The 18,023-nt window shown below is 72.9% G+C and carries 15 protein-coding genes; 8 read left to right on the top strand and 7 right to left on the bottom strand.

Translation table 11 applies throughout. The features are described 5' to 3' along the window. Window positions 1-265 precede the first annotated feature (265 nt). A complete protein-coding gene (yddG, locus tag EOE48_RS10455; protein WP_127728740.1) occupies window positions 266-1,171 on the bottom strand; it encodes an aromatic amino acid exporter YddG in 906 nt (301 codons plus the stop codon). 285 nt (window positions 1,172-1,456) lie between these two features. Between yddG and EOE48_RS30210 the strand changes: the two genes are divergently transcribed. Next, window positions 1,457-4,249 (top strand): sensor domain-containing protein, encoded by a 2,793-nt coding sequence (locus tag EOE48_RS30210; protein ID WP_127728739.1) that lies wholly within the window; start codon window positions 1,457-1,459, stop codon window positions 4,247-4,249. 111 nt (window positions 4,250-4,360) lie between these two features. Here the strand turns inward: EOE48_RS30210 and EOE48_RS10445 are convergent, their stop codons facing one another. From EOE48_RS10445 to lgt, 4 genes are all read right to left on the bottom strand, one after another. Further along, on the bottom strand, window positions 4,361-4,675 hold the full coding sequence (locus tag EOE48_RS10445) for a hypothetical protein (protein WP_127728738.1): 315 nt from the start codon (window positions 4,673-4,675) through the stop codon (window positions 4,361-4,363). 92 nt (window positions 4,676-4,767) lie between these two features. Further along, entirely contained in the window at window positions 4,768-5,535 is a 768-nt protein-coding gene (gene pgeF / locus EOE48_RS10440) for a peptidoglycan editing factor PgeF (protein WP_127728737.1), read from the bottom strand. Window positions 5,536-5,552: 17 nt separating this feature from the next. Next, the gene (locus EOE48_RS10435; RefSeq protein ID WP_127728736.1) at window positions 5,553-6,650 is read right to left on the bottom strand and encodes a class I SAM-dependent methyltransferase; all 1,098 of its coding nucleotides are present in this window, start codon (window positions 6,648-6,650) and stop codon (window positions 5,553-5,555) included. Next, complete coding sequence (gene lgt / locus EOE48_RS10430; RefSeq protein WP_127728735.1) at window positions 6,647-7,543, bottom strand: prolipoprotein diacylglyceryl transferase; 897 nt, start codon at window positions 7,541-7,543, stop codon at window positions 6,647-6,649. The genes EOE48_RS10435 and lgt overlap by 4 nt, the downstream gene beginning before the upstream one ends. 347 nt (window positions 7,544-7,890) lie before the next feature. Between lgt and EOE48_RS10425 the strand changes: the two genes are divergently transcribed. The 3 genes from EOE48_RS10425 to EOE48_RS10415 all read left to right on the top strand — a co-directional run bounded on the left by EOE48_RS10425 (window position 7,891) and on the right by EOE48_RS10415 (window position 11,923). After that, on the top strand, window positions 7,891-9,399 hold the full coding sequence (locus tag EOE48_RS10425; RefSeq protein WP_127728734.1) for a leucyl aminopeptidase: 1,509 nt from the start codon (window positions 7,891-7,893) through the stop codon (window positions 9,397-9,399). Then, window positions 9,396-10,085, top strand: a complete 690-nt coding sequence (locus EOE48_RS10420) for a hypothetical protein (RefSeq protein WP_127728733.1) — start codon at window positions 9,396-9,398, stop codon at window positions 10,083-10,085. The genes EOE48_RS10425 and EOE48_RS10420 overlap by 4 nt, the downstream gene beginning before the upstream one ends. 146 nt (window positions 10,086-10,231) lie before the next feature. Beyond that, window positions 10,232-11,923 (top strand): AMP-binding protein, encoded by a 1,692-nt coding sequence (locus EOE48_RS10415; RefSeq protein ID WP_127728732.1) that lies wholly within the window; start codon window positions 10,232-10,234, stop codon window positions 11,921-11,923. Between the two features lie 185 nt (window positions 11,924-12,108). Here EOE48_RS10415 and EOE48_RS10410 read toward each other — a convergent pair whose 3' ends face one another. Next, window positions 12,109-12,345 (bottom strand): hypothetical protein, encoded by a 237-nt coding sequence (locus EOE48_RS10410; RefSeq protein WP_127728731.1) that lies wholly within the window; start codon window positions 12,343-12,345, stop codon window positions 12,109-12,111. A 146-nt stretch (window positions 12,346-12,491) separates the two neighbouring features. Here EOE48_RS10410 and msrP point away from each other — a divergent pair, with 146 nt between their 5' ends. Then, on the top strand, window positions 12,492-13,463 hold the full coding sequence (msrP, locus tag EOE48_RS10405) for a protein-methionine-sulfoxide reductase catalytic subunit MsrP (protein WP_127728730.1): 972 nt from the start codon (window positions 12,492-12,494) through the stop codon (window positions 13,461-13,463). Window positions 13,464-13,475: 12 nt separating this feature from the next. On the opposite strand, the gene paaZ is transcribed toward msrP, so the two are convergent. Then, entirely contained in the window at window positions 13,476-15,506 is a 2,031-nt protein-coding gene (paaZ, locus tag EOE48_RS10400) for a phenylacetic acid degradation bifunctional protein PaaZ (RefSeq protein WP_127728729.1), read from the bottom strand. A gap of 138 nt (window positions 15,507-15,644) precedes the next feature. On the opposite strand from paaZ, the gene EOE48_RS10395 reads away from it, so the two are divergent. Genes EOE48_RS10395 through paaB form a run of 3 tightly spaced genes read left to right on the top strand, consistent with a single transcriptional unit; the run spans window position 15,645 to window position 17,897 of the window. After that, entirely contained in the window at window positions 15,645-16,529 is an 885-nt protein-coding gene (locus EOE48_RS10395; RefSeq protein WP_127728728.1) for a PaaX family transcriptional regulator C-terminal domain-containing protein, read from the top strand. Window positions 16,530-16,575: 46 nt separating this feature from the next. Further along, entirely contained in the window at window positions 16,576-17,592 is a 1,017-nt protein-coding gene (gene paaA, locus EOE48_RS10390; protein ID WP_127728727.1) for a 1,2-phenylacetyl-CoA epoxidase subunit PaaA, read from the top strand. 14 nt (window positions 17,593-17,606) lie between these two features. After that, a complete protein-coding gene (gene paaB / locus EOE48_RS10385; RefSeq protein WP_127728726.1) occupies window positions 17,607-17,897 on the top strand; it encodes a 1,2-phenylacetyl-CoA epoxidase subunit PaaB in 291 nt (96 codons plus the stop codon). Window positions 17,898-18,023: the final 126 nt, after the last annotated feature.

Raw genomic sequence — 18,023 nt, 5'->3', positions numbered from 1 at the left:
GCGGCAGTGCTGTCAGTCTGAGCCGCTTCGCGGCACTTCCTGTGCTGGATCCCGGATCTCCTTCCGCTATCGCTTCAGTCGTCCGGGAAAGGGGAGCTTCGCGCGGTCAATACGATTGACCGTCGCTCAAACAGGCTCTTATACCAACGGTCATTGAAAATGACCTTTGGTTCCGCTCTCGAATTTCCGCTAAGTCTCTGGCTTGGCGTCGGAAATTTTGAGAAAATTCAACGGCCCGATGCGTCGGCATCCTGGGCCGTTGGTATTAGGCGTCGGTCTCGACCCCTATGCGTGACGGCCCCAGGGTCGCCGCCAGCGCCCCGGCGACGATCAGCCCGCAGGCCAGGGCGAGGCTCCAGGTCGCCGGCGCGTAGCCGGCCGCGACCAGCACGAGGGTCGAGAGCACCGGAGCGGCGTAGGAGGCGACGCCGAGGAGGCGGATGTCGCCGCGCTTCATTCCGATGTCCCAGAGGTAGAACGCCGCACCGACCGGCCCGATGCCCAGGGCGGCCACCGCCGCCCATTGCGCGGCACCCGCCGGCCACACCGTGTCCTCGACCGCGAGGTGGCAGGCGAGGCTGAGCGCCGCGGTGACGAGGCAGAACCCCGCGACCGCGTCGGTCGGCACCGCGCCGACCCGGCGCGACAGCACCGAGTAGGCCGCCCAGACGACGGCGCCCGCGAGGGCCGCGAGGTAGCCCGGCAGCGACGCCGCCTCGAAGCCGAGACCGCCGCGTCCGGCGATCAGCACGGCGATGCCGGCGAGTCCGAGCAGCGCGCCGACGAGGTGCGGCATCCGCAGCCCGCCCTCGCCGGGCAGCAGGCCCGAGAACAGCACCAGCAGCAGCGGCCACAGGTAGTTGACGAGACCAGCCTCGGCCGGCGGGGCCAGGCGCAGCGACGCGAAGTACAGGGCGTGGTAGCCGAACAGGCCGGCGACGCCGAGCAACCACACCCGCGCCGGCTGGCGCAGGGCGCGCAGGCGGGCCGGCCGGACGACGAAGCCCGCCGCTCCGACGAGGCCGCCGACGAGGAACGTCATGGCGGCGAGCTGGAACGGCGGAACCGTGCCGGAGGCGGCGGTGAACAGGGCCAGCAGCGACCACAGCAGGATCGCCCCGGCACCCGTGAGGGTGGCGGAGCGCACGGACGGGGCGGGACGAGGGGTCATGGCGGGGCGATACCGGAGTTCGGGAACCGGGTGATACGAAATCCGGACGGTGGCTTCCGGATTTCGTATCACCCGCTCGCTCGACGGGGCCGAAGGCTCCACACGCCTGAGCGAGGCCGTTTCCCGCATCGCGAAGCGATTGATCGAAAATCGGATGAAGGGGTTTGCGGCACGGGACGGGGTGCGCGATCACCGGACCTTGGGATCGCCGTGCGATCTCAACACAATTTGCGGGAAGTGAGCGTTGAGGAATGGTAACGCTGTCCCAGCCGTCGAGGTTGGTCCATGGGTTCGGATGATGGTGCAGAGGTCGTCGCCGGCTGGTTTTGGCAGACCGATGCCGCTCTGCGCCTGATCCATCTGTCGGGGCGCTACGAGGACCTGACCGGCCGGCCGATCGCCAGGGGACTCGGCCTGCCCTGGCCCGGAATCGACCTGCCCGACGCCGTTCCGGCGGCCGGCGGGTCGGGCGGTGGCTGGCCGCAGCTCTCCGCCCGCCTGCCGTTCCGCGACCTCGTCCTGGCCCACGACCATCCCGACGGCCGCCGCCGCCTCCTGCGCTTCAGCGGCGAGCCGGTCCTGGGCGGCGACGGCACCTTCCTGGGCTATCGCGGCCGCTGCGGCGCCGACGGCCCCGGGCCGGCGACGGCCCCGCACGACGCGCCGCAGCGGGCGCTGCGCGACCTGCAGGCGCACTTCGACCTGCTGATGCGCCATGTGCCGCACGGCGTGCTCATCCTGGATTCCCGGCACCGGGTCGCGGCGTTCAACCAGCGCTTCGGCAACCTCTACGACCTGCCGCCCGGGACGCTGCGGGCCGGGATGCCGGCCGAGGCCCTGATCCGCAGCACCGTGCGCCACGGCGGCTTCGCCGACACGACCGCCGACGCGGTGTGGGAGCGCGTGCGGGGGAGCCTCGCCACCGGCACCGTCTGCCGGATGGAGCACCGGCTCGGGCTCGGCCGCGCGGTGGCGATGACGATGACGCCGACGCCCGACGGCGGCGCGGTCGCGATCCACGAGGACACGACCGACCGCCGGCTCGTCGACGACCGGCTGGCGCAGCGCAACCGCTGGCTCGACACCGCCCTCGCGCACATGTCGCACGGGCTGGTCCTGTTCGATCCCGACCATCGGGTCGCCGTCCTCAACCGGCAGTTCCTCGACCTCTACGGCCTGGCGCCCGACGCGGTCCGCCCGGGCATGACCGCCCGGCAGGTGATCCACGCCCGGGCCGCCGCCGGCGGGTTCCCCGGGCTGACGCCCGACGAGGCCTGGGCCCAGGCCGCGCGGCGGGTCGTGAGCGACCACGCCTACCGCCTCGACCAGCCCCACGCCGACGGCCGGACCATCGCGGTCACCTACGCGCCGACGCCGGACGGCGGCTTCGTGACGGTGCACGAGGACGTCACCGCCTCGAAGCGGGCCGAGGCGCAGATCGTCCACATGGCGCGCCACGATGCCCTGACGGGGCTGCCCAACCGCGCGATGCTCCACGAGGCGCTGGCGGCGGCGCTCGCGCGGCCCTGGGCCGCGACCGCGGTGTTCTGCCTCGACCTCGACCGCTTCAAGGCCGTCAACGACACCCTCGGCCACGCCACCGGCGACGCGCTCCTGCGGGAGGTCGCCGCCCGGCTCGCCGCCGAACTCGCCCGGGAGACCGGCCAGGGGCGAGCCCCGCTCGCCCAGGACCCCGACCGGCGAGCCCCGCTCGCCCAGGACCCCGACCGGCGAGCCCCGCTCGCCCAGGACCCCGACCGGCGAGCCTCGCTCGCCCAGGACCCCGACCGGCGAGCCCCGCTCGCCCAGGACCCCGACCGGCGAGCCCCGCTCGCCCAGGACCCCCACCAAGGGCGAACCTTGCTCGCCCAAGACCTCAGCCAAGGGCGAGCCTTGCTCGCCCAAGACCCCCACCAAGGGCGGGCCTTGCTCGCCCAAGACCTCAGCCAAGAGCGGGCCTTGCTCGCCCGCATGGGCGGCGACGAGTTCGCGCTGGTCGTGCCCGGGGCCGGGCGGGAGCAGGCGGCCCGCCTCGCCGCGCGGCTGATCGAGGCCGTCGCCCGGGGCTACCGCCTCGACGGCAAGGCGGTCACGGTCGGGCTGAGCGTCGGCGTCGCCCTCGCGCCGGAGGACGGGCGCGATCCCGAGGCTCTGCTGCGGACCGCCGACATGGCCCTCTACCGGGCCAAGGCCGAGGGACGCGGCCTGTGCCGCTTCTTCGAGCCGGAGATGGATGCCGCGATCCAGGCCCGCCGGGCGATCGAGGTCGACCTGCGCGCCGCCCTCGATCCGCAGGCGCTCGCACGCTCACCGCAATTCGCGCTGCACTTCCAGCCCTTCCTCGCGCTCGCGACCAACCGGATCGCCGGTTGCGAGGCGCTGGTGCGCTGGCACCACCCGGCCCGGGGCGCGGTACCGCCGGCCGAGTTCATCCCGATCGCCGAGGAGATCGGGATGATCGATACCCTCGGCGAGTGGGTGCTGCGGGAGGCGTGCCGGGAGGCGATGCGCTGGCCCGACGCGCTCCAGGTCTCGGTCAACCTCTCGCCGGTGCAGTTCCGCGACGGCACCCTCGCCGCCACGGTGATCGCGGCGGCGCGCGAGGCCGGCCTCGACCTGCACCGCCTCGAACTCGAGATCACCGAGGGCGTGATGCTCGAGGACACCGAGGCGACCCTCGCGGTCCTGCACCGGCTCAAGCGCCTCGGCGTGCACATCGCCCTCGACGATTTCGGCACCGGGTTCTCGTCGCTGAGCTATCTGCGCCGGTTTCCGTTCGACAAGATCAAGATCGACCGCTCGTTCGTCGCCGACCTCGACACCCGTCCCGACGCCACCGCGATCGTCGAGGCGGTCACGCGGCTCGGCGAGCGGCTGGGCGTGACGACCACCGCGGAGGGCGTCGAGACGCCGGAGCAGTTGGAGAAGCTGCGCCGGGCCGGCTGCCGGATGGTCCAGGGCTACCTGATCGGCCGGCCGCTCCCGGCCGGCGACCTGCTGCCGGTGCTGCTCGGCCCCGCCGAGCCGCCATCAGGCGGACCGGCCGATCAGGTCCCGCGTCATACGATTTCCGATTGATCGCTTCTGGCGATCCCTGCGGAATCGCATTCGCGATGCGGGTTTCGGCTTCGCTCGAGCGCCGCGCGGGCTGGTGATACGGTTTTCGGAACTGATCGTCTGAAAACCGTATCACGCGACCTTGCTCTGAGGCGGCGGCAGTGCGGCCTCGGCCGTGGCCGCCGGCAGGGCGAGCGGCGCGGCGGCCGGGCCGCGCTCGAACGACGAGGCCCGCGCCTGAAGGTCGCGCACCATGCCGGCGCTGTGCTTCACCACCTGGGCGCGCATGTAGTCCAGGGCCATGTCCGGCAGCAGCTTGACCCGGGTGGCGCCGTCGCCGCAGCGGCGGCGGCGCCAGCCCTGGCTGATCGCGCCCGACCGCGCCTCGGTGGCGGAGCAGCCGAAATGGTCGGCCATCTCGTCGTAGGTGAGCCAGATCTGCGGCATCGTCCGGTGTCCTTCTCCGATGAGACAGGAATACCGGGCTGCCGCTAAGCGAGTTCTGACCCGTTCGTTAAAATGCCGACGATCGGCGATGGTCAGGGCACCAGGGCGATCGCCGAGACGAGGCGCCCGTAATCGGGCTCGCCGCGATGGGTGGTGCGACGGTAGCTGTAGAACCGCTGCGGGTCGCCGTAGGTGCACCAGCCGAGATCGGCCACCGTCCCCACCCCGGCGCGCTCCAGGCGGGCGACGACGTAGCCGGGCAGGTCGAACAGGCTGTGGTCGGGCCGCTCCGGGCTCGGGGCGAACCAGCGCCCGTTGCCGGGATCGGCGGCGGCGAAGCGGTCGCGGAATTCCGGCCCGACCTCGTAGGCGGCTCCCGAGATGGTCGGCCCCAGCACCGCGGTGATCTCGCGGCGGGTCGCGCCGAGGGACTCCATCGCCGCGAGCGTCGCCTCGATGATTCCGGTGAGCGCGCCCTTCCAGCCGGCATGGGCGGCACCGATCACCCGGTTCGCAGGATCGGCGAACAGGATCGGCCCGCAATCGGCGGTGAGGATGCCGAGGGCGAGCCCGGGCACCCGGGTCGCCATCGCGTCGGCCCGCGGTCGCTCGGCGAACGGTGCCTCGACGATCACCGCCTCGGCCGAGTGGACCTGAAAGACGCTCGCCAGCGCGTCGGGCGCGACTCCGAGGCGGGCGGTCATCCGCCGGCGGTTCTCCGCCACCGCGGCCGGGTCGTCGCCGGAGCCGAGCCCGCCGTTGAGGCTGGCATACAGCCCCTCCGACACGCCGCCCTCGCGGGTGAAGTAGGCGTGCCGGATGCCCGGGAGGGCGGCGAGGGCGGGGGATTCGATCGGCATGGCGGGTCCGGCGGGGATCAGGCGGGAAGAGTGGCCGGCGGCAGGCCCGGCAGCGGCGGCTGGCCGGGGCCGGCGAGCCCCAGCACCTTGAACAGGCTGCCCATGCCGCGGGGCTGGGCGTCGATCAGGCGCTCCGCGCCCGCCCGCACCGCCGCGGCCCGGTCGGGGGCGGCCCGGGCGGTCAGCCGCTCGACCCGCGGGGCGAGGCCCAAGGCCAGGAGGAAGTCGCGCTGGCTCACCGGCCCGTGGGCGGCCGCCCCGAGGGTGCCGGCGGCACGCGCCAGGGCGCCGAAATCGACCTGCACCGTCAGGTCGCTCTCGCCGGGCGCCGCCAGCGGGTCGGCGAAGCGGTGACGCGACACCGCCTGGAGGGTGTCGGTGAGGCCGGGCCGGGCCTCGCCGTAATCGATGGCGAGCAGCGCGCCGCCGTCGCGCACCAGCCGCGCGGCGAGGTCGCGCACCACCGCGAGCCCGGCCGAGGGCACGGTGAGCACGGCGCCGGGCCGACCCTCGACCGCGATCTCGCGGCTCGGCTCGGGGCTCAGCCCGAAGGCGAGGGCCGCGCCGTCCGGCCCGAGGCCGACGAGGCGCTCGCACCAGCCCTGCGCCGTGCGCTGGTACTGGCGCACCGGCAGGGCGTCGAAGAACTCGTTGGCGAGGATCACCGCCGGGCCCGTGGGCAGCGTGCCGGCCTCGTCGTGCCACTGCGCCGGGGTGCCGGCGAGGCTGCGCGCCTGGGCCGCGCGCAGCACCGGGCTCGTCTCGACGAGGTGCAGGTCGAGGGCGCCGGCGCAATCGGGCAGGGCGGCCCGGATGGCGCGCATCGCGTCGGCCATCAGCGTGCCGCGGCCGGGGCCGAGTTCGGCGAGGACGAGGCGGGAGGGGCGGCCGAGATCGTGCCAGACCTGGGCGGTCCACAGGCCGAGGAGCTCGCCGAAGATCTGGCTGATCTCCGGGGCGGTGACGAAGTCGCCCGCCGCCCCGAGGGGATCGCGGGTGCGGTAGTAGCCGTGGAGCGGATGGCCGAGGCACAGGGCCATGTAGCGCTCGACGGTGATCGGGCCGTCCTGCGCGATCCGCTCGCGCAACTCGGCCAGGAGGGGCGTCGCGCTCACGCCGAGCGCGCCTCGGCCTCCGGCTCGTCCGCCTCCAGGCGCGGCCGCGGCCGGGTGGCGCCGGTGACGGCGCGCACGACGAAGACCACGCCGACGACGAGCATCGGCACGCAGAGCAGCATGCCCATGGTGATGCCGCCGCCGAGCGCCCCGACCTCGCGCCCGAACAGGAAGCCGAGCTGGGGATCCGGCTCGCGGAAGAACTCGCAGGCGGTGCGGGCGATGGCGTAGCCGATGACGAACAGGCCGCCGAGCAGCCCGGGACGCCGGAAGCCGAACCGGTGAACCGCGACGGCCATGACGAGGAACAGCAGCAGCCCCTCGGTCGCGGCCTCGTAGAGCTGGCTCGGGTGGCGGGGCACCGGGCCGCCGTTGGGAAACACGATCGCGTAGGCGAAGTCCGGCGCCGGGCGGCCCCACAATTCGCCGTTCACGAAGTTGGCGATGCGGCCGAAGAACAGCCCGATCGGCACCACCACCGCGGCGAGGTCGAGCATCGCGTAGGCGTTCAGGCCGCGGGAGCGGGCGAACAGCACCAGGGCGAGGATCGCGCCGAGGAAGCCGCCGTGGAACGACATGCCGCCGCGCCAGATCGCCAGGATCTCGGCCGGGTTCGAGAGATAGGCGCCGAGATTGTAGAACAGGACGTAGCCGATGCGCCCGCCGAGCACGACGCCGAGCGCCACCCAGACGATGAGGTCGTCGATCTCCGCCGCGCCCGGCCGGCGCACCGCCCCCCACAGCCCCGGCCGGGCGATGAGCCGCCGGGCGTAGAACCAGCCGCCGATCAGCCCGACGATGTAGGCGAGGGCGTACCACTTGATCTGCACCGGCCCGAGCGCGATCGCGACGGGGTCGATGGCCGGAAAGGGGAGGGCGAGGAGCGGGGGCATCGCCGGGCAGAGGTGAACCCGCGGCCGGCGGCCGTCAACCCTGGTCGCCGCCGCATGCAGGGCCATCGCTTCAGAGCGATGGCCTTGTTCCGTGCTTGGCCTCAGGCGCCGGCGTTCGCATCCGATCACTTGGCTCTCGCTCCGCTTGCGCGTTCCAGGGGACGTTCGCCCCCTCGAACCCGCTCCGCGGGGCGCTCTTCGCGCCCGGCACAGGGCATCGCCCGTCGAGCGGCCGCCGGAGACCGGCTCTGGCGCCGCGTTGCGTTCTGCCGGCGGCCCGCTCTACACAGGAGCCAAGCGGCGGGACGGCCTCCCGCCAACAACCGAGACGGGACGACGGCAACGCCATGGCGGACGGCATCAGCATCGAGTTCGAGACCCTCGGATCGGCGGGCGCGGCCTCGGCCCAGGGCGGGGACCTCGTTCTCTTCGTCGGCGACGACCTCGCGCTCTCGCCCCGCGCCGCCGAGATCGCCGGGGCGGGTGCGGCCGACCTCGTGGCCCGCGCGGCGGCGGCGGAGCGGTTCAAGGGCAAGCTCCACGGCGCCCTGACGGTGGTGGCGCCGTCCGGGCTCGCCGCCGACCGGCTGATCGTCGTCGGCCTCGGTTCCGACAAGGACCGGGCCGGGCTCGACTGGACGATGCTCGGCGGCGCCACGGCGGGCCGCCTCGGCGGGCGCCGCGCCCAGGTCGTGCTCGACTGGCCGGGCTCCACCCCGTCGGCCGACGACGTCGCCGCCTTCGCCCTCGGGGCGCGGCTGCGCGCCTACAAGTTCGACCGCTACAAGAGCCGCAAGGCCGGCGACGGCGACGAGACCGGGGCGGCCCGCCTCACCCTGCTCGCGCCGGAGAGCGGCGCGATGAAGAAGGCCGCCCGCGCCGCCGACGCGGTGGCCGACGGCGTCATCATGGCCCGCGAGCTGGTCAACGAGCCGCCGAACGTCCTCGACCCGGAGGAGTTCGCCCGCCGGACCGAGGCGCTGGAGAAGGTCGGCGTCGCCGTCGAGGTGCTCGACGAGAAGGCGATGAGGAAGCTCGGCATGCGGGCGCTCCTCGCCGTGGCGCAGGGCTCGGCCAAGGAGGCCCGCGTCGTCGTCATGCGGTGGAACGGCGGCAACGAGGGCGAGGCCCCGGTCGCGTTCGTCGGCAAGGGCGTGTGCTTCGATTCCGGCGGCATCTCCATCAAGGGGAGCGGCGGCATGGAGGACATGAAGGGCGACATGGCCGGGGCCGCCTGCGTCACCGGGCTGATGCACGCGCTCGCCGCCCGCAAGGCGAAGGTCAACGCCATCGGCGCCATCGGCCTCGTCGAGAACATGCCCGACGGCAAGGCGCAGCGGCCGGGCGACATCGTCACCTCGATGTCGGGCCAGACCATCGAGATCATCAACACCGACGCCGAGGGGCGGCTCGTCCTCGCGGACGTGCTCTGGCACATCCAGCAGGAGTACAAGCCGCGCTTCATGGTCGACCTCGCCACCCTGACGGGGGCGATCCTGGTGGCGCTCGGGCAGGAATATGCCGGCCTGTTCAGCACCAGCGACGAGCTCGCCGGCCGGCTGATCGCCGCCGGCGAGGCGACCGGCGAGAAGGTGTGGCGGATGCCGCTCGCCCCGGGCTTCGACAAGCTGATCGACTCGAAGTTCGCCGACATGAAGAATTCCGGCGGCCGCCACGGCGGCTCGGCGACGGCGGCGCAGTTCCTCAAGCGCTTCGTCAACGACGTGCCGTGGGCGCATCTCGACATCGCCGGCACCGGCATGAGCGCGCCGTCGAGCGAGATCAACCGCTCGTGGGGCTCGGGCTGGGGCGTGCGCCTGCTCGACCGGCTGGTGCGCGACCACTACGAGGCGTGAGCCGGCTGCTCTCCGCGGCGGCGCCCCTCGCCGCCGCGCTCGCCGCCGTCGCAGCGCTGGCCGCGTCGGGCTTCGATCGGGCGCAGGCCGAGGCCCTCGGCCTCGGCGCGTGGTTCTACGGCTTCTTCCTCGACCTGTTCCCCCTGGCCGCCCTGGCGCTGGTCTACGGCGTCGCGCGGGTCGCCGTCGTGGCGGGATGCGCGCCGACGGGGTGGCCGCGCCGGCTCGCCGCCGGGCTCGCCGGCGCCGGGCTGCTCGCCGCCCTCGTCCTCTACCCGACCTATGGCGGCCTGCTGGCGCGGTCCGGCTTCGCGGTCGGAAGCTTCGCGTTTATGACCGGCCAGCCGCTGCCGGCGGCCCACGCCCTCGGCGCCCTCGCGGCGGCCTTCCTGTTCGCCGGGATCCTCGGCCTCGCGGCGCTCGCCGCCGGCGGGGCGTGGCCGGGGAAGGGGCATCGCCTGCGCGGGCTCGGCCTCGCGCTCGCGCGTTTTTCCGCCCTGTGGTGGGCGCTCGCCGCGCTCGCCGCCGCCCGCTCCCTCGGCCTCGACCCCTGGCCGCGCCGGGCGCTCGATCCGGCCGCCACCGCGCTGGTCGCGGGCCTCGTCGCGGCGGCCTTCCTGCCGCACGGCGCGCTGGCTCTCCTGCCCGGACGCCGTCGCGTTGAAACCGTCGTGCGGAGCCGCTAACGCCTCAGCAGACTTGCGTTGGCAGGCCAACGCTTCGTCCGCTTCGGTTTCTGTTGTGTCGCAGGTTTTCCTCGCAAAAGCGGCAGCCACTTTTGCGAAACCTGCTCGGGAAAGGCGGCCGACCAACGGCCCCGCGGGAGGAGTGAATGGTCGATTCCGTGCTGGCGCCGGCCGCGCGCCCGTGGCTCGCCGCCTATCCCGCCGACGTGCCGGCCGAGATCGATCCGTCCCGGGTCGGCACCCTGGCCGACCTGTTCGCCGACTGCACGCGCCGCTATGCCGACTGGCCGGCCCTGCGCTGCTTCGGCGGCACCGTCACCTTCGCCGGGCTCAAGCGCGACGCCGAGGCGGTCGCCGGCTGGCTCCAGGCGCAGGGCATCGGCCGCGGCGACCGCGTCGCCGTGATGATGCCAAACGTGCCGGCCTACGGCGCGGTGCTGTTCGGGGCGCTCATCGCCGGCGCGACGGTGGTCAACGTCAACCCGCTCTACACGGCGCGCGAACTCACCCACCAGCTCGCCGATGCCGGCGCCCGGATCCTGTTCGCCCTGGAGAACTTCGCCGCCACGGTGGCGCAGGCCCTGCCCGACCTGCCGGCGCTGGAGCGGGTGGTGGTGGCCGGCGCCGGCGACGGGCTCGGCCTGCGCGGGGGCCTGGTGACGCTGGCGGCGCGCCACGTCAAGCGCGCGGTGCCGCCCTACAGCCTGCCGGCGGAGCGCCGCATCGCCTATCCGGCGGTCCTGGCCGCGGGCGCGAAATCCGGCTTTCGCCCGGTCGCGGTCTCGCCCGACGACCTCGCCTTCCTGCAATATACCGGCGGCACCACCGGAATCGCCAAGGGCGCGATGCTGACCCACCGCAACGTCGCGGCCAATGTCGAGCAGTGCCGGGCGTGGTTCGCCCTGCCCGAGCGGCAGGCGCCGGGCCGGGTGATGGTGGCGGCCCTGCCGTTCTACCACATCTTCGGGCTGACCTGCTGCTTCTTCTACATGATGCGGGTCGGCGCCTGCTGCCTGCTGATCCCCAACCCGCGCGACATCGCGGGCTTCGTCAAGACCCTGCGCGGCAACCGCTTCACCCTGCTGTCGGGGGTCAACACCCTGTTCAACGCCCTGATGACCCATCCGGATTTCGACCGGATCCAGTGGCGCGACCTCGACTACGTCATCGCCGGCGGCATGGCGGTGCAGGCGGCGGTGGCGAAACGCTGGAAGGAGCGGACCGGCCGCACCATCATCGAGGGCTACGGCCTGTCCGAGACCTCGCCCGTGGTCACGGTCAACCGGCGCGACCTGCCCGAATGGTCGGGCACCATCGGCTATCCGCTGTCCTCGACCGAGGTGAGCGTCCGCCGGGCCGACGGCGCCGCCGCGGGGGACGGGGAGCCGGGCGAACTGTGCGTGCGCGGCCCGCAGGTGATGGCCGGGTACTGGAGCCGGCCGGGGGAGACCGCCGCCGCGATGACGCCGGACGGCTTCTTCCGCACCGGCGACGTCGCGGTGATCCAGCGCGACGGGCAGGTCCGCATCGTCGACCGGATGAAGGACATGATCCTGGTCTCGGGCTTCAACGTCTACCCGAACGAGGTCGAGGACGTGCTCGCCGCCCATCCGGGCGTGCTCGAGGTGGCGGTGGTCGGCGAGCCGAGCCCGGAGACCGGCGAGGTCGTGGTCGCCCACGTGGTGCGCCGCGACCCCGACCTCACCGCCGAGGCCCTGCGGGCCCATGCCCGCGAGGGCCTGACCGGCTACAAGGTGCCCCGCCGCGTCGTCTTCCACGACAGCCTGCCGAAGACCAATGTCGGCAAGGTGCTGCGGCGCGAATTGCGGGGGGCGTGAGCCGTCTCAGTTGCTCACCGGCTTGGCCGTCCCTTGTGGATGGAGCGGGGTGGCGGTCGTCTGCGCCCGTTGTACTCGTCGAAGGCGGCCTTTGCTTTGGCGCGACTCCCCTCTCCCGAGTGGGAGAGGGGATCCTGCGCTCCAAAAATCCAACGTAAAATCAATTTCTTGGATTCAGTTCGGACCTAAATCGGCCGGACCTCGCCCGCCCGCAGCTTCAGCCGGGACGCGAGGCGGTCGGACAGCGTGCCGCTGAGTTCCGCCGCCGCGTCCGGCGCCGCCACCGCCCGCACGGCGTCGAGGGCGGCGTTCGGGTCGGGCGCCATCGCGACGTAGACCTTCAGCACGAGACTGCCGGAGGTCTCGTCCATGGCGGAGACCGCCACCGTGAAGGCGGTGTGCTTCGGCTTCTTCGCGGGCATGGTCCGTCTATGGCACGGGTGGAGCGCTGTGTCGCGCCCGGCGCTGTAACCGGCCGCGCCGGCCCGTCGAACGAAGGGGATGGCGGTCGGGCGCCGGCCTCCCAGATCACCGGGAGACGACGGCGCGGAAGGCGAGGAGTTCGACGATGCTGATCAAGGTCAAGCGCGGCTGGGAGATCCCGGAATCCGCCGCGACGGCGGAAGCCCACTTCCTGAACCGTCGGGCGCTGCTCGGCGGCGCGGCCGGCCTCGCCGCGGCCTCCCTCGCCGGTGGCGCCGCCGCCGCGGTGCCGGGGGAGGGGACCGGGGCGACCCGCACCGCCGACCTCTACCCGGCCAAGCGCAACGCCGCCTACGCGATCGAGCGCCCGCTGACGCCCGAGAGCGAGAGCGCGGACTACAACAACTTCTACGAGTACGGGACCAACAAGACCGTCACGCCGGCCTCGAACGCGCTGAAGGCTCAGCCCTGGACGATCAAGGTCGACGGGCTGGTGGAGAAGCCGTTCGAGATCGGCTTCGAGGATCTCGCGCGCAAGATGGCGCTGGAGGAGCGGCTCTACCGCCACCGCTGCGTCGAGGCGTGGTCGATGACCGTGCCGTGGACCGGCTTCCCCCTCGCCGCCTTGGTGGCGCTCGCCAGGCCGACCTCGGGGGCGAAGTACATCCAGATGCAGACCTTCCTCGACAAGGCGATGGCACCGGGCCAGCGCAGCCCGTTCTACCCCTGGCCCTACACCGAGGGGCTGACGCTCGCCGAGGCCAACAACGACCTCGCCTTCATGGTCACGGGCGTCTACGGCAAGCCGCTGCTCAACCAGTTCGGCGCGCCCCTGCGGCTCGCCGTGCCGTGGAAATACGGCTTCAAGTCGGTGAAGTCGATCAACCGGATCTCGTTTACCGCCGAGCGCCCCAAGACCTTCTGGGAAGGGTTGCAGGCGTCGGAATACGGCTTCTGGGCCAACGTGAACCCGGCGGTGTCGCATCCGCGCTGGAGCCAGGCGAGCGAGCGGGTGCTCGGCACCGACGAACGCATCCCGACGAGGATCTACAACGGCTACGGCGAGCAGGTCGCGGACCTCTACAAGGGGCTGGAGAAGGAGCGGCTGTTCGCGTGAGGGGCGGGGAGTTCAACTCCCCCGCATCGCGTTCATGGTCAGCAACTCGTAGGTGGCGGCGGTCTCGCCGCCCCCGGTCTGGATCTCGACGTCCCAGCGCACCTCGCCGTACTGGGCGTTGCGCGGCGACTTCTGCTTGGCGGTGAGCCGCACCCGGATCGCCTCGCCCGGTTGCAACGGCTTGAGGAAGCGCAGGGAATCGAGCCCGTAATTCGCCAGGACCGGGCCGGGATCGGGATCGACGAACAGGCCGGCGGCGAAGGACAGGAGCAGGTAGCCGTGGGCGACCCGGCCGGGGAAGAACGGGTGGCCGCGCACCGCCTCCTCGCTCATGTGGGCGTAGAAGGTGTCGCCGGTGAAGTGGGCGAAGTGCTCGACGTCCTCCAGCGTCACCACCCGCTCGCGGGAGTGGAAGCTGCGGCCGATCTCCAGGTCCTCGAAGTGGCAGCGGAACGGGTGCGCGTCGGCGACGATCTCCGGCGCGCCCTTGGTCCAGGCCCCGGTCAGGCGGGCGATCATCGCCGGCGAGCCCTGGAGCGCGGTGCGCTGCATCCCGTGATGCATCGCCCGCAATCCCCCGAGTTCCTCGCCGCCGCCGGCCCGGCCCGGGCCGCCATGCACCATGTGCGGCAGCGGCGAGCCGTGGCCGGTCTGCTCCCGGGCGCAGTCGCGGTCGACCAGGTGCAGCCGGCCGTGGAACGGCGCCAGCCCGTGCGCCAGGGCGAAGGCCGCCTCCGGATCGTGGCTGTAGAGCGAGGCGACGAGGCTGCCGCCGCCGCGCCGCACCAGCGCCACCGCCTCGTCGGGATCGGCGTAGGGCATCACGGTGCAGACCGGGCCGAACGCCTCGACGGAATGGACCCGCTCGGCCCGGATCGGATCGGGGCAGTGCAGCAGCAGCGGCGGCAGGAAGGCGCCGGTGCGGGCATCCGCCCCCTCGACCGTCACCCGGTCGGGATCGCCGAAGACGAGGTCGGCTTCCGTCTTCAGGGCTTCGACCCGGGCGAGCACGTCGCGGCGCTGGTCGAGCCCGACCACCGGGCCCATCCGCACGCCGTCGAGGCGCGGGTCGCCGACCGTCACCCCGGCGAGGCGCTGCGACAAAACCGCGATCACCGCCGGCAGGTGCGCCCGCGGGGCGAGCGCCCGGCGGATCGCGGTGCATTTCTGCCCCGCCTTCACCGTCATCTCGCGGGCGACCTCCTTGACGAACAGGTCGAATTCCGGCGTGCCGGGCGCGGCGTCGGGCCCGAGGATCGCGGCGTTGAGCGAGTCGCGCTCGGCGACGAAGCGCACCGCCTCGTGGGCGACGACCGGGTGGCGCTGGAGCATCTCGGCGGTGGCGGCCGAGCCGGTGAACGACACCACGTCCTGCCCGGTGAGGTGGTCGAACAGGTCGCCGGTCGGGCCGACCACGCATTGCAGCGCCCCGGGCGGCAGCAGGCCGGATTCGTCGATCAGCCGCACCAGGGCGTGCGCCACGTAGGCCGTGACCGTCGCGGGCTTGGTCACCACCGGCATGCCCGCCAGGATCGCCGGCGCCAGCTTCTCCAGCAGGCCCCAGCACGGGAAGTTGTAGGCGTTGATGTGGATCGCCGCCCCGTGCAGCGAGGTCAGGATGTGCCGCCCGACGAAGCTGCCGCCCTTCGACAGCGCCTCGACCGGCCCGTCGAGGAGGAAGGTCGCGTCGGGAAGCTCGCGCTTCGCCTTCGAGGCGAAGACGAACAGCGTGCCGATGCCGCCGTCGATGTCGATGAGGTGGTCGCTCCGGGTCGCGCCGGTGTCAAAGGACAGCCGGTACAGCACCTCGCGGTGGGCGTTGAGATGCTGGGCGAGGCGCTTGAGCAGGTCGGCGCGCTGGTGGAAGGTCAGGCGCCGCAGGGCCGGCCCGCCGACCCGCCGGGCGTAGTCGAGCACCGCGTCCATCGCGAGCGTCCCGCCCGCGACCTCGGCCACCACCTCGCCGGTGACGGCGCTGCGGATCGCGCGCCAGTCGCCGCCCGGCACCGACCACGCGCCCTGGACGTAGCTGTCGAGCCTCATCCGGGCTCCTCCCTGCCTTCGTTCTTGCGGCGAGATTATTGACCGACCGGCCGGTTGGTCAAGGCGCCGGCCGGTCTCGGCAGGGCCGGCGCGACCTGCTACCCGGCCATCTCTCCCCGCCAGCGCACAGGTTGCCGGATGCCCCTCGTCGATGCCCTGCTCGACCGCTTCCACGCCCGCACGCCGATCCGGGCCGGGTCGCTCGTCGTCACGGTGTTCGGCGACGCGGTGGTGCCGCGGGGCGGGGTGCTGTCGCTCGAATCGCTCCTGGCGATCACCCGGGCGTGCCGCATCGGCGACGGCGTGGTGCGCACCGCCCTGTCGCGCCTCGTCGCCGACGGCTGGTTCGAGCGCTGGAAGGTCGGGCGCAACAGCTTCTACCGGCTGACGCCGCACGGCCGCACCACCTTCGCGGCGGCGACCGGGCGGATCTACGGCGCTCCGCCGCCGGACTGGGACGGCGGCTTCGACCTGCTGCTCCTCGACGGCGACGGCGACCGGCCGGCGGAGCGCGCCGGCCTGACCGCCGCGGGCTACGGCGCGCTGGGGCCCGACCTGTACCTCGCCGCCTCTCCCCTGGCCGCCGCTGGCGCGGCCCTGCGTCTCGCCACCCGGCCGCAGGACGCGGCGACGGCCCGCCGCCTCGCCGCCCGCGCCTGGCCGCTCGCCGACCTCGCCGCCCGCTACGGGCGCTTCGTCGCGGCCTATCGCGAGACCGCCGAGGCGGTCGCCGCCGGCGCCCGGCCCGGCGACCTCGACGCCCTGGTGATCCGCCTGCTCGCCCTGCACGATTATCGCCGGGCGGTGCTGAAGGACCCGCTGCTGCCGGCGGCGCTGCTGCCGGAGGACTGGCCCGGCACCACCGCCCGCGCGCTGTGCGCCGGCCTCTACCGCGCGCTGGTGCCGGCCTCGGAGCGGTGGCTGTCGTGCCACGCCCGCGGCGAGGCCGGCCCGCTGCCGCCGCCGGGACCGGACTTTCGCGATCGCTTCGCCGATCGTGTTACGAAAAATCTTGCACTTTGAGATTTTCGTGACATATTGAGCGGCAACAAGTCAGGGAGGAACGGCCATGTACACCCAGGCTCTCAACGCTCAGGAGGTCCATGGCCGCCCGGTGGTCGATCCGGCCGAGGAGGCGCGCGGCGCGCGGTTCCAGGCCCGGATCGACGCCGAGGACCGGATCGAGCCGAACGACTGGATGCCCGAGGGCTACCGGCGCACGCTCACCCGCCAGATCTCGCAGCACGCCCATTCCGAGATCGTCGGCATGCTGCCGGAGGGCAACTGGATCACCCGCGCGCCGAGCCTCAAGCGCAAGGCGGCCCTGCTCGCCAAGGTCCAGGACGAGGCCGGCCACGGCCTCTACCTGTACTCGGCGGCCGAGACCCTCGGCACCAGCCGCGAGGAGATGTTCGAGCAACTGCTCTCCGGCCGGGCCAAGTATTCCTCGATCTTCAACTACCCGACGCTGACCTGGGCCGATATCGGGGCGATCGGCTGGCTCGTCGATGGCGCGGCGATCATGAACCAGATCCCGCTCTGCCGCTGCTCCTACGGCCCCTACGCCCGGGCGATGATCCGGGTGTGCAAGGAGGAGAGCTTCCACCAGCGCCAGGGCTACGAGATCATGCTGACCCTCTGCCGCGGCACGCCCGAGCAGAAGGCGATGGCGCAGGACGCCCTGAACCGCTGGTGGTGGCCGTGCCTGATGATGTTCGGCCCGCCCGATTCCGAGAGTCAGCATTCCGACCAGTCGGCGAAGTGGAAGATCAAGCGCTTCACCAACGACGAGCTGCGCCAGAAATTCGTCGACGCCACCGTGCCGCAGGGCCGGTATTTGGGCCTGACCTTCCCGGATCCCGAGCTGGCCTTCGACGAGGCGAGCGGCCACTGGCGCTTCGGGACGATCGACTGGGAGGAGTTCAAGCAGGTGCTCGCCGGCAACGGCCCGTGCAACCGCCAGCGGATGAAGCAGCGCCGCGACGCCCACGCCGCCGGCGCCTGGGTGCGGGAGGCCGCGATGGCACACGCGCAGAAGCGCGCCCGGCGGGCCGCCGAGGCGGCGGCCCTGCCGGAAGCGGCGTGAGCCGGGAGGGGACGATGACCACGGTCCAGACCATTCCGCTGTGGGAGGTGTTCATCCGCTCCCGCAACGGCCTCGCCCACAAGCATGTCGGCTCGCTGCACGCCGCCGACGCCACCATGGCGCTCCAGGCGGCGCGGGACGTCTACACCCGCCGCGGCGAGGGGCTGTCGGTCTGGGTCGTGCCGTCCAACGCCATCACGGCCTCCGACCCGGCCGACAAGGACGTGCTGTTCGAGCCCACCGCCTCGAAGATCTACCGCCACCCGACCTTCTACGAGGTGCCGGACGAGGTCGGGCACATGTGAGGGGACGGGGGCGGGTCGGGATTTCCGGCTTCGCACAGACAGACCCGACGCGAACCCTCCCCCCCTCTGCGGGGGAGGGTGCCCCGCGGATGCGGGGCGGGCCGGGACGAAGTCCCGCAAGAGGGG

The sequence above is a fragment of the Methylobacterium oryzihabitans genome (assembly GCF_004004555.2).
In the GTDB taxonomy this organism is placed as follows: domain Bacteria; phylum Pseudomonadota; class Alphaproteobacteria; order Rhizobiales; family Beijerinckiaceae; genus Methylobacterium; species Methylobacterium oryzihabitans.
This window is presented reverse-complemented; position numbering and strand designations above follow the sequence as displayed.